Source organism: Candidatus Thorarchaeota archaeon (assembly GCA_013388835.1).
Classification (GTDB): domain Archaea; phylum Asgardarchaeota; class Thorarchaeia; order Thorarchaeales; family Thorarchaeaceae; genus JACAEL01.
Map to the genome: position 1 here is coordinate 17,457 of JACAEL010000041.1, position 12,471 is coordinate 29,927.

7 protein-coding genes are annotated in these 12,471 nt (G+C 55.2%); 5 read left to right on the forward strand and 2 right to left on the reverse strand.

Annotated features, from left to right (window positions below):
- Positions 1–251: 251 nt before the first annotated feature.
- The gene (locus HXY34_07700) at positions 252–3,512 is read right to left on the reverse strand and encodes an Ig-like domain-containing protein (GenBank protein NWF96014.1); all 3,261 of its coding nucleotides are present in this window, start codon (positions 3,510–3,512) and stop codon (positions 252–254) included.
- Positions 3,513–3,827: 315 nt separating this feature from the next.
- On the opposite strand from HXY34_07700, the gene HXY34_07705 reads away from it, so the two are divergent.
- On the forward strand, positions 3,828–4,763 hold the full coding sequence (locus tag HXY34_07705; GenBank protein NWF96015.1) for a trypsin-like peptidase domain-containing protein: 936 nt from the start codon (positions 3,828–3,830) through the stop codon (positions 4,761–4,763).
- Positions 4,764–5,110: 347 nt separating this feature from the next.
- Positions 5,111–8,479, forward strand: coding sequence for a HEAT repeat domain-containing protein (locus tag HXY34_07710; protein ID NWF96016.1), 3,369 nt, complete (start codon positions 5,111–5,113; stop codon positions 8,477–8,479).
- A 233-nt stretch (positions 8,480–8,712) separates the two neighbouring features.
- Here the strand turns inward: HXY34_07710 and HXY34_07715 are convergent, their stop codons facing one another.
- Positions 8,713–9,255 (reverse strand): hypothetical protein, encoded by a 543-nt coding sequence (locus tag HXY34_07715; protein NWF96017.1) that lies wholly within the window; start codon positions 9,253–9,255, stop codon positions 8,713–8,715.
- 138 nt (positions 9,256–9,393) lie between these two features.
- Between HXY34_07715 and HXY34_07720 the strand changes: the two genes are divergently transcribed.
- From HXY34_07720 to HXY34_07730, 3 genes are all read left to right on the forward strand, one after another.
- Positions 9,394–9,966, forward strand: a complete 573-nt coding sequence (locus HXY34_07720; GenBank protein ID NWF96018.1) for a GTPase domain-containing protein — start codon at positions 9,394–9,396, stop codon at positions 9,964–9,966.
- Between the two features lie 487 nt (positions 9,967–10,453).
- The gene (locus tag HXY34_07725) at positions 10,454–11,026 is read left to right on the forward strand and encodes a hypothetical protein (protein NWF96019.1); all 573 of its coding nucleotides are present in this window, start codon (positions 10,454–10,456) and stop codon (positions 11,024–11,026) included.
- Between the two features lie 69 nt (positions 11,027–11,095).
- Positions 11,096–12,471 (forward strand): FtsX-like permease family protein (locus HXY34_07730; GenBank protein ID NWF96020.1); only part of this gene is annotated, 1,376 nt, incomplete at its 3' end.

Genomic DNA, 12,471 nt, shown 5'->3' on the forward strand with positions numbered 1-12,471 from the left:
TGGTGTACGGGGTTGCAACAGTCGCTCAAGAACTGGACGCTCATGGACTTGTACGATGCGTGTGTACTCCGAGGCAGGAACAAAGGCGAGTTGATGTATTCGAACACTTCAACGTGCTGGGACCGTGATGCTAGTGCCGTATCGTTTGAGTGACGATGCTACTGTCCTCAGCTGTCCTGTCCAGTCAAGAAAGAGAGGCGAGGCCGGGAGCTCCTGCCCCCGGCTTCTAGGATGTGCTATGATTCCGGTCTTTACTTCTTCGCCTTGGGAGATGAGGCTGCAGCCGCAGCTGTGGCCGCTCGTCTGCTCATGAGGACCTTTCCGACGACGAAGAGGACCAAGACAGTCCCGGCTCCGATGAAGAAGCCATAGCTTGCCACGAGGTCAGATATCATGCCGGAGAAGGCCTCCAGACCGACCGGGTTGTGAACCATGTAGACAAAGCTGACCGAGGCTGTATTGCCAGCATTGTCCCTGGCCACAAAGGTCACAGTGTAGTTGCCGTTGACTAGGCTGCTTGTGTCCCAGACTATTGGCAATGACGTCTGTGTGACCGACTGGGCCGGCGTGTTGTTCACCAGCATCTGAACAGACTGCAATCCGCTTCCCGCGTCAGAAGCATAGATCAGGAATGTGACGTTCCCTGACTGGACCTGGGTTGTGGGCGGTCCAGCAACTGCTAGTACGGGCGCCACACCGTCTGTGACGGAATACGTGAGCGGGCTGCTTTCAGACCCGGCAAGGCTTGGTGTATCGAATGTGTCGTACGCCACGATGAAGTAGTCGACATCGGTGTCGTATGGTTGACCGGGTATCGTTGCCCTGTAGAGGCTTGCCGAGTTGCTCATCAGTACCTCAGTCCATGTTCCGGAGTCAATCCGGTAGAACAGACTCACATTCTTGACTGCCGTGACATCGGTGACTGCAACCAGGACCGTGACAGGGTCTCCATATGTCGGGACTGATGGATTGATCACCACTGTGGAGATGACAGGTCCTGCGACATCGTTCTGCACGTTCACATCCACACTGTCGTCAGCAGAGAGGCCTTGGTGGTCGTAGGCTCGACATGTGATGGTGTGAGTGCCATTTGGATGCGACCTGCTATTCCATGTCATCGCGTAAGGCGCCGAAGTGTCACTTGCGACGACACCGCCATCAACCAGTAGGTCTACACGAGCAATCCCGCTGCCAGAGTCGGAGGCTGTGGCCGTCACGTCAACATTGCCCACCACTGTCATGGGCCCGGCGGGGCTGGTGATGGACACGGAGGGGACTATGTCATCTGAGACTGTGTATTCATACATTGCTCCGTTGTTGTCGTCAATGTACCAGTTGCCGCAGCCATCCTCAGCCCTCACGTACCACCGAACAACAGTGTTCCAGGGCTGCGCAGGGAATTGGGCTCGGTAGGTGTTGCCAGCAATGTTGACACCTGTGACACTAGTGAATGCACCCCCAGTGCTGTACCAGAACGTGACATTCCTGACACCGGGACGAGCATCTGTCACCTCTGCGCTGACCTCGACGGCTTCGTAGTAGACAGGTGTGGCTGTCAACCTCTGTACGGACCCTATCGCTGGTGGGTCAATGTCCGTGAACAGGACATTGTCGAACAGGACAGTAGTGCTCTGAGCAGCCTCGCCATATACATACAGACGGACTTGTGTGATGTTGTACGCATTTGTCCCGAAGACCTGGAAGACGTCGTCAGTCACATTCCTGAAGAGGTGGGTCCACACCCCTGTCTGGTTGAAACCGAAAGCCGTGTAGTATGCAGTAGTACTCGTGTTAGTGAATGTGCTGTTGACACTGGACCTGGAAGCGAGAACGTAATAGACATCCCGTCCCTGTTCCACACTCAGGCGAACGTATGCGTGGTAGTTCGATCCGTAGGCTGCTGTGCTTGACAGAAGCCAGTACACGCTCAGCATGAGCCCGGTACCGTTCCGGACATGAGTGTAGAGGTACGCAAGTCTGCCTGCACTCCCGCTGGCCGCAATCCTTGCTGCATGCTTCCCCTCATAAGCCTCGTCGGTCCGGTTCACAGAGGGATAGTATTGCTCATTCCATCCAGTAAGCGGATTCTCAGATGGAGACTGCCAGTCCTGTTCGAATCCGGGGTCGACGGTGTGATGGTGGAGAAACCTGAAGTCGTCCACCAAGAGCTGGGTGCGCGCCCCTGTGATAGCCGATGATGTCGTACTGAAGTAAAGATGGAATAGACCGTGATTCGCCGCCCCGCTCTCCAAGAGAGCACGGCCCAAATCTATCTCTGCATAAACCCACACGTTGCGTTGCCCGTAGCCGGGTGCTTTGAGATAGAGCACATCATAGCTGCTGTCGGAGTAGTTGCCGGGCAGTGACCCGTCCCCCACGCTACCAAGGTAGTAGTACATCTCAACGGAGTGCGAGCCATTATGGGCGTAAGAGTAGAGTAGTGCTCTCTGCATAGAGTCTCCGATGCCGTTGTCGTCATACTTGTACCAGAACCGCACTCGCCCCACATCCTCTACCTGCAAGGGGTACTCATCTCCCCATGTGAAGTAACGATCCAACGTCGCTCGTGACTGTGAACCGGTATCGGAGCGGGCGGTCATGTTGACCGAGTGGGAACCCTCTACACTGTCTGTGGATGGACCGAAGTAGGCCGGATCGGTGTTCTCGCTGCGTGACCAACCTGAGCCTGTGCCTGTCTCGAAGTTGCCATTGACTGAGTACACATATCCAGTCCCATTGACAAGACTGTAATCGTCAATGACCAACTCAGTGGCGACGCCTGGTTCTGCGTACGGGTTATGTGCATAAGCGTATAATGAACTCACACGATAGCCAGAACCAATCGGGCCAAACCAGTCTTCAACGTCTCGTGTCACATTTCGTGTCAGATGATTCCAGACGTAGGGCGTGGTGCTGTTCAGCGGGTAGTATACGCTATAGGTGCCATTGGAGAGAGACACATCACCGTACAACAGGTAGTAGTAGACACCGTATATTGGGCCGGATGTGCGTATCTCAACATACAAGTAATGTGTGGTTTCCAGCGATAGTGGCAGGGAGTTGGCCTTCCACCAGTAGTTCAAGTACTGCTTCTGAGACAGATAGGGATATGTCACGTCATAGTACTGATACATGTAGCCATACGACGACGACTGCCTTGTGTTATTGACAGCAATACTGGCCGCATATGAACCAGTGTGAACGTCCGAGGTATCAGACAAGTTGATCCTCACGTAACCAGTCGCCTCGTGATCCCAGACAGCTGGCGTGTTGTCCGCCCGCCACTCTTCGAACTCGCCATTCTCCAGTACGTCCTCAACCATAGACTCTCCGCTGCCGGTGCCGGAGCTGTCTGCCTCCAGCTTTGGGGGAGGGACAGCCCCATCGGGTCCGAGAGGTCGATTTGAACTGGATGCAGGAGCTGACAGAGGACTCGGCGCGGTCGCGATGGGCATCATGAGTGTTATCAGAAAGAGAATGCTTAGAATCCCCTCTAGGTGTGTGCGATTCATCTATGTAAGTCTCCTCGCGTTACTCGGAGCAATAGGTGCCTATTAAGCCTATGGCATGCCTGTGCATCGCGAGTGTCTCACGGTAGTAGGCCATCGCAGCATGACTGCTGAGTGTGCCGGTCAGGTGTTGTTCGCCGGAGTCGCCGAAGACAGATGCATCTTGTTTCAGACTCCACCTCTTTCTTGTGCGCAACGTTTCTCTGAGCCAAGCTGATTGCGTGCTCGACGTTCGAAGACGAAGGCGTGACGTGCTGTTGAGTCGCATCGTGACTACTTAGCGAGGCTCATAAGCCACCCCGCTGTTGTTGTGCGGGGTTGATTGCGTTGTTTGCAGAGCTCGAGAGACGTGTCATTGCTGTTGTTGAGAACGTGGTGCCAAGCGTCGTCAGTGTGACCACAACGAACCTTGCCAGAGACCAGTTCTATCGAGTGGTGCCTGTCGCCGGGCAGGGGTCTGGGGTCGTGCTGACAGACAGTGGCTTTGTGGTGACCAACGCGCATGTGGTGGCTAATGCGCAGGACGTTCAGGTGACGTTGAGCGATGGAAGGACGTTCAAGGCCGTGGTGGTAGGTCAGTCGAGAATCAGGGACCTCGCGCTTCTCAAGATAGACGCGACGGGTCTGAAACCAATTGAGCTTGGCGACTCCGATGCACTCAAGGTTGGTCAGTTCTCCATCGCAGTAGGAAACCCACTTGGTCTTGGAACAACCGTGACATTCGGCATGGTCAGCGCGTTGGAGAGAACAATACAGGGGCCCGACCAGTTCCTCGAGGGACTCATTCAGACGTCCGCACAGATCAATCCCGGCAACTCTGGTGGAGCATTGGTCGACACTGATGGGAAGCTCATCGGAGTTCCGACGGCGATGATTGCGTGGACTCAGGGCATTGGTTTTGCTCTGGCCGTCAACAGAATCAAAGAGGCCTTTGACGAGCTTGTGGAGACGGGTACCGTGAGCACTCCGTGGATGGGCGTGGTGGGCGTGACGCTCAACCGTGGCATGGCTGCCAACTACGGTCTCTCCGTCGACAAGGGTGCGCTGCTTGTAGAGATTCCCCGTGGACCTGCTTGGGCAGCAGGCCTGCGTCCGGGCGATGTGATCGTGAAGGCAGAGGGCACCAAGATTGATGGCATGGAGGACCTCCGACGAGTCATACTCAGGAAGCGAGTCGGCGAGAAGCTGTTGGTGACCTTTCAGCGCAGTCGTGATGTCTTCGAAGTCTACGTGCAGCTCCAGGCAATGCCGTGAGCCAGTCATCTGTTCACAGGAGTCTATCGCTGTCAGTGCGTCGTGACAAACGCCAAGACTCCTGTACTCGGGGTCTGTCCGGTATCCATCCCACCGGATGTGGTGGGAGTGAGTATGAGGTCATTCGACGCTTCAACTGTCTTGAAGGAGTCCCTCCAGTCCTATCGCGTTGCCGTGGTGAGGCTCGGACGTCAGACTCTATCGGACCCACAACGAGCCGTACGACGGTAGTCAGCTGACAGCGTGGACTCCTTCAGATACTCCGTCTTCCCTCCGTGCTGCAAACGCTTATCTGCAGACTGCCTGTCAAGTACTCTGCTTAACCATGCGTGGAGGCGTATTCTGAGATGGACCTGAAGGATCTGTTGAAGAAGGCCGGCAAGGGTCTACTTGTCACTGCTGCAAGTGTGGTGGCGGGGGCCACACTTGGTCCTCTGGCTGCAGGCGCCGTTGGCAGCTTCCTCTCGAAGTCCATGGGCCAGATTGGTGTGGCTGTCTCACAAGAGATCATTGACGAGATACTCATTGAGAAGATTCAAGGGTCGGCCGAACAGATAGTGGAGCTTGCGACTCCGAAGAAGACGGAAGAGACTGCGCAGGAGATTGCGCAGAAGACGGGACTGCCCGTTGAAGATATCACGGCGGCTCTTCAGTACAGTCTGAGAGAGCTACAGGGCGAGCTCAATGGAATCGTTATGGAGCTAAGCGGAAACAGCATGCTTCTCGCACAGGTCCTTCAGATGGCAAGCGAAACCGGCACGAAGATTGACCAGATGATGAGTGAACAGAGTCGAGCTAGTGATGCCATCGAGGCGATACTTCAGAGGCTTGGCTCGATGGAACGTGGACTGGACATCTCGTTCAGGCGCTTCATCACCTCCTACTCAGAGCCAGCGAAACTCGACTACAAGCGACTCCAAGTCATAAGCCAGCTGCAGAGACAGAGGACCGTGATAGCCTCCGGCTTCGGCATCAGGTATGATCCCTCCATGTATGTCCCCAGAACCGCTGAGGAGTCAAACTTCAACAAGTTTGTTGGCGAGGCGGGCATGACGGACCGCAACATTTTCGTCGTGCTCGGAAACGTCGGTCTGGGCAAGACATGGTTCATGGCACGAATGTCAAGTCAAAGTCTTGAGGCCGGCTTTCCAACATTCTTCGTTCCACTCTCACACGGTATCAAGGCATTGACCAGTGTGTTTCAGGTTGAGACCCTCCCTGCTCTAGTTGACCTCATCGACCCAATCCTGGATGCTGCGAAGGAACACGCGTTCATCTTCCTTGATGGATTGGACGAGATGGACCCATCAAACATCCGCGCGCTTATGGGCGCACTTGCAACAGCTCGAAGCGACTCCGTGTCGTTCGTCCTCTCTTGCCGAGTCGCCGACTGGACATCAAACAGAGCCATTGTGAGGGGTGCTGATGAGATAAAGTACTTCATCTACGATGTGCCTCAGGCAACCGCAGCTGCGCGAGGATTGAGAGTCAACACGCCAGTGTCGGTCTTGATGTCAGAGTTTACCGAGACCGAGATGAAGGCAGCAATGCGCAAGTACGGTCTCCCGGAGGCAGTACCATTTGACCTGCTTCCGCTGCTGAGCAGACCCTACATCATGCGTCTATCCGCGGACTGGTACAGACAGGTTGGGTCGCTGCCGTCGCCATCCTCTCCCGAGTTCCTCGACCTCTTTGCAGGTGGCCCCGAATACACGGACTCGGTCTTCAGAAGGTTGGGCATCCTCACGGAACGCGACTCGCTCTATGCCACCGTCGAGAAGCTGATTCAGGCACAGAAAGAACACCTGCAGCTGTTCGAACTGCCAATCGAACCCGAGTCGACTACGTTCAGCACGCTGGTCTCCTCGGGTATGTTACGAATAACACTGGACCGGAGCGGAACTCTGGTCTCAGTGAACCCTGAGTTCTTCATCCCTCTCTGTTCACTGGCGATACTTCGGTACCAGGGGGACGCTTCGAAGGTAGACAATCTCCTAGGCCAGCTCGAAAGGTATATGCCTGACAAGGCGCAGATCATATCTAGGATCGTCAAGGATGTGGCCTTCCCAGATTCGATGGCCACCCCACCTGAGAAGCCAGTGGGACCCACGTCCTCTGTGACCACTACCGGGACAGGTACTCCTGGGTCGGAGCCCGCTGCCAAGCCTGACAAGGAACCAGCGATAGTAGGGCGCGAGCCGACTCCTCCCCCCCCGTCGACGGCGCCCCCATCCACACCCCCGAAGAAAGCATTCGGGCAGTTCGGGTTCGGACGACCCGCAGCTGCGAGTGTAACGCCTCCGGCGGAGCCCCCGTCCACCACGCCACCGAAGAAGGGTCTGGGGCAGTCCTTCGGACGACCCGCATCTACGACCCCGGCGCGAGAAGTCTCCGCACCCAGCTCGGCAGCGGTGCCGGTGGGATCAGTCTATCCTGAACCTGTGAGGCAGCTCTTCTTCCTACTCAACGACCGGGATATCCATGTGAAGAGAGCCGCAGCTATGGCGATGGGTCTTGCTCTGTCGACTGTCCAAGACCCCAAAGAGCGACTGAAGGTGCTGTCACCATATCTTGATGACAGCGACACCGAACTGCGTACTGGTGCGCTATGGGGTATCGCCACTGCAGCAGCCACTCTGAAAGACCCCAACGAGCGCATTCAGGCTCTTCAACCCCTTGTGAGTGACGGTGAATGGGCAATACGCAGGAATGCGGCGTTCGGTATGTGCATCGCCACTGGGAGAATGACTAAGGTTGCCGATAGGAAGGCCGTCTACGAACCGCTTCTCGCAAATGTCGACGGACAAGTCAGAAGCGGTGCGCTTGAGGGACTCGGATTTGCAGCAATGTCATACGACAACCCAGACGATGTGATTCAGCTTCTCGAGAAGTCGCTCACAGACTCTTTTGACCATGTTCGAGGAGCTGCTGCATTGGGTCTTGGGTTGGTACACTCTGCAAAGGCGGAGTGTGCCGCCGCCGTCGACAAGCTGAGCCCACTCCCCCAGAAGGGCCATGGAAGAGTTCGCATTGGAGCACTGCTGTCGCTCTGTCTAATCGGCAGCAAAATGCCGGACTGCTCCGGAGTAGTCCGGACAGTGACACCGCTGCTAAAGCACAAGGAGTCTGATCTCAGAAGCGCGGCCGCCGTGGGACTTGGACTGGCCTCCTTTGGTCTGCCGGATCCGACCGACATGGACGACCTGCTAGAGCCGCTACTGAAAGATGATGAACCCGATGTCCGTTTCGCAGCTGCCCTCGGCTTGGGTCTGGTCGCTACGAAGGTGGCCAATCCTGGAGTGAAGCTGAAGCCGCTCACATCACACAAGGATGAGTTCGTGCGAGCTGGCGCAGCGATTGGTCTGGGGTTGGTGGCCACTCGCTTCCCAGACCCCACAGATATGCTCAGTCTCCTCAAGGACCTTGCAAAGGACACCGAACGGTCCGTTCGCAAGTCTGCAGTTCTTGGCATCGGGCTGGCTGCCACAAAACTCAAGGGCGACAAGAGGTTCGAAGTCATCAAGCCCTTCACGGCCGACTCGGACCCCGCTGTCAGAAGATCTGCTGCATTGGCGTTAGGTGTTGCGTGCACAGAGGCCGAGATCCCTGTGGGCACAATCCTCGGCGAGGTCTTCTGGGGCAACACGCCTCTTCAGCATGACGAGTGTGTCGTGGCAGGCATAGCGACTAGTCTTCGTCTTCGCTACGGCTTCTAGACGACTGAACCGGGGGTCCTCTCCCATGGTCCCTCAAGGGACTGGCCCCCGGTCTCATGACTTGTGTCTTCTGTTACCGAATCACACACGAGGTCTTCCACCGACTTGTCTGGGAGATGCAAGAGACACCGAGTGGTCCGTGATGTGCTCGGCATACATGAGTCTCCTCTGCGGCTGCAGCTAGTTCATCCGCCACATCCAAACGGGACAGCTCTGATTCTATTCGGAGAGACCTATCCCTGTCTGAGCCGCCAGTGCGAGTGGGGATAGTGGTAGAGGTCATCTATCTCAACATCATAGGCTCTGCCACAGATCATGCATCTCACCGTCAGGACTCGGAATCGATACCCCTCCCCATAGTCATTCACGCTCTCTCCCAAGACCTCTAGGTCCTCCTGATATGGCGACACATTGTACGTGCTGTCTTCGTACACGCGGCAGTTGCATGGTGCTCCCTCTCTCGCGTTGAGGAGGATTGCCACCATGTAGTCCACCTCGCTTCTGATGACCTCCTGCACAGAGTCATCTCCTTTGAGTTCTTCTCGCAGTGCCATCAGTCGTTCAAGGACTGTGTGATTCCTTATCGCAGTAATCTCGTGCGATGCCGCCGAGAACAAGGCCCAGTTCGCACGGCCCTCGGCGGAACAGATGAGCCACATGCACAGCTCCAACACCTCCTCTTGCGGTGCTCTCTTTCGAAGCCCCCTGAGGAAGTCAATCCTGCCTTGGAGATTATCTGCCTCTATGCCCATGTACTGCTGGACAAGCGTCGTCATTCTGGAGACGCACTCTCACAAGAGCCTTATCACCATTGTCCTTGTTGCCATGCCAGAACCGTCCTCCTGACTACTGACACATACACCAAACGCTTAAGCGGGCACATCCATGCACTGTTGAGACCAGGAGTACCAACGATGCTGATTGACCATGAGACGCGAACAATAGGTCTCAAGATTGTCTTCTTTGGTCCTGCCATGAGTGGGAAGACGACAGCTGTCAAGTGGCTGTTTGAGGCACTGGGTCTCGCCGAGCGGTTGTCCAGCGTGGAGAACACACTTGGACGCACAATGTTCTTTGATTTCGGGACGATACCTATTCCGCTTGGAAAGGACTGGACTGTGAATGCTCAGATCTGGTCCGCCACAGGGCAGGACTACTATTCGTCCACCCGATCCACAGTGCTGATGGGGACTGATGGACTTGTCTTCGTTGCGGACTCCAATCCGACGCTGATGCAGGAGAATCTGCAGAGCTGGAGAGAGCTCATGCAGATGCTTCCCGACGATGGGACGCGCATACCTGTCGTTGTCTGCCTGAACAAGCAAGACCTTCCTGATGCGGTGTCCGAGGAGACTCTGAGGACCTCTCTCAACATCGAGGAGTCGGTCCCAGTATACAGAGTTGTGGCAAAGAACGGGACCAATGTCGCCGAAGCGGTTCATCGCGTGCTGCAGGACACAATCAGGGATGCAATCTCACGTGTCTGACGTGTGTTGCAGACTCCCTTACGGCCAAGCCATCGTAGTATGGTTTATATTGACTCCTAATATTATGTAGCATAGAATCTGGGATGTGTCCTGTGTCTCAGGACAAGAGAATGATTTGAGTGGACCACAAATGATATCTTTGTGTGAGTCCTACTCAGCTTCGCGTAAGAAACGCAAGGGCACAGTGGCATTGACGGACCGTACACTCACTTTGGCGTGCGGTGAGTGACTTGCAGAAGCCTCAGAATAGGCTGTCTGGAACACGGCGCTCAAATGATATAGGTGGTGGCGCGGCAAGCGTCCGTGTTGCCCGCTCCACTGTGCCCACCTTACTCTTTCTCCCGCGTGCAGGCAGTGCTTCAAGTGACACTCTCCTCTTCCACATCCGAAGGTCTCTCTTGAGACCGGTATTGGTCAACAGCGGACGGGGAGATGCTCGAATAGACGAGGTAATATGTGAAGACACGGTCTGATTCTGGATGAAATCATGAATGCGAGATGGTCGGTGACTCTTGCAGTCCTTCTCTTATTATCACTCGCAAATCACTGCGGACCTTCTCCGTCTCCAACTGATCGCCATCTTCGTGCGCAGGACACCCTTCGACCCGAGATCAGTGAATGGGGTCTGACAGGGGATGCTGCGGGAGGTCTTGCCTTCACCACATGGGCGAACGTGACTGATGTGGGAGGGTCCGGTATTCGCAATGTCACACTGCTCATCACGTCCAGCGGAGGTAGCAGTTCACAGCACTCGATGGCATTCAACGGCACGCTCTTTGAAGTGACTGTACCCCCGTTGCAGTTCAACCAGACTCATGAGCTCAGGATAAGGGCATTCGACATGGCAAACAACTCGGCCACCAGCTATGCACGGACTGTGGACCGCCGGCCTACATCCAAACCCACAGTTGACCCATCAGCGACGATGCCCTATGTGGTCACTTCCAGTTTCGTTCTCTCTGTGCTGGTCTCTCTTGTGGCTACTCTCTATCACCGACGCAAGAGACACTCTACTCACCTGAACTCGCCTTCAGCATGTATCCTCCTACTGTGTATCTAGCTCATGAATGATAGTTCCAGCCCATTTATATGGCGACTACATGTGTATCGATGGAGGTCGTGAGATCGATTGCTGAGGTATGCGCTGAAGCGAGTCATAAGGGGCTATCGATTATTCTTGGCTCTCACTGTGGGTGTCCTGGTGGCCACCACGTTCTTCTCGAGCATGATGATTGCGGCTGATGTGTCGACCAGTGAGTCCGTGAAGACTGCGCTGGCTGAGATCAAGTACGATGCTCGGATGTATGCCAACAACATTACCTGGACAGAGGATGACTACGACGAGCTCGTCAGCACACTGACCGCGCTACCAGAGGTGGATGGTGCCGACAAGTACAGCCGACTCAGCTATGTCCACAATAAGACACTTGGCCAGAGATTCGACATCATGGGTCTGCAGAAAGAGTCCAAGATATGGAACGCACTGACTCATATCAATGGTTCCACCAGTCTGGGCGTGAACGAGACCTATGTTGTGGCCAGCTCTGAGAACGCCTCTGCTCTCTTCATTGGCCAGACTCTGCATGTCCCGGTGGTGGCCACGACATCGACAATGCCGTTTACGGCTACTACATATGTGAATCTGACCGTCGCGGGCTTTGTAGACATACCTGAATGGGCAGCAAGACTCCTGCATCCTCCGGCGTATATTGACTTGGGGTTCATCCAGATTGAGATAGGTGACTGGCGAGAGTACAGCCTGCTGATTGTGGACTGGGACCTAACGGTCACACCACTGTTGCAGTGGTACTCAGGCGTCAGCAACGCCACAGGGCTGCTGATGAATGAGGGCCTGTTGTGCAATCTCAATAGAGCACTCCTCATCAATCCCTATGACATAGCAGGATCAGCAAACAATGTCGACAATGCCATTGCGAAGATCAACGACCGGACCGCCCGTTTCAACACGAAGACAGTGAACCTCGTGGGTAGTGTACTCAGATTGCTCTCGTTCACGTCAGGATTCGTGGTCATTGTCTTCATCTCTCTCACAGTCCCTATCATCTTCATGTCTTGGTACTCGTCTACTATGCTCAGCGATGTGAGCTACAACCTCAGACGACGTGAGTTTGGTCTCCTTCAGACGAAGGGCTTTGGTCCAAGGTCGATTCGTTCCATGCTGCGTTTCGAGGGCATAATCGTTGGACTCCTGGGTGGATTCATGGGCCTTCTTCTAGGAACTCTATTGGCGCACCAGATTGTTGGAGTCACCTTGGAGACCCCGTTCATTGTGCTGACGTCGAACCCCATTACGGCCATTGCTGTGGTCCTCTTTGGGACGTTTCTCGGTTGGTGGGCCGTTCGCGGTCCTGCGGACCGGGCATCGAAGCTAGAGCCACTGGATGCTCTGAAGCAGTACATCTACATTGAAGAGCAACGAGAGTACAGACGGCTCTTGCCGACGATTGCTCTGGTTCTCGGCACGTACAAGATCATAGTCTGGGC

Excerpts from the sequence above, each read along its gene's own strand:
- HXY34_07700 (NWF96014.1), bottom strand. The coding sequence starts at position 3,512 with ATGAATCGCACACACCTAGAGGGGATTCTAAGCATTCTCTTTCTGATA.
- HXY34_07710 (NWF96016.1), top strand. The coding sequence starts at position 5,111 with ATGGACCTGAAGGATCTGTTGAAGAAGGCCGGCAAGGGTCTACTTGTC.
- HXY34_07715 (NWF96017.1), bottom strand. The coding sequence starts at position 9,255 with ATGACGACGCTTGTCCAGCAGTACATGGGCATAGAGGCAGATAATCTC.
- HXY34_07720 (NWF96018.1), top strand. The coding sequence starts at position 9,394 with ATGCTGATTGACCATGAGACGCGAACAATAGGTCTCAAGATTGTCTTC.
- HXY34_07725 (NWF96019.1), top strand. The coding sequence starts at position 10,454 with ATGAATGCGAGATGGTCGGTGACTCTTGCAGTCCTTCTCTTATTATCA.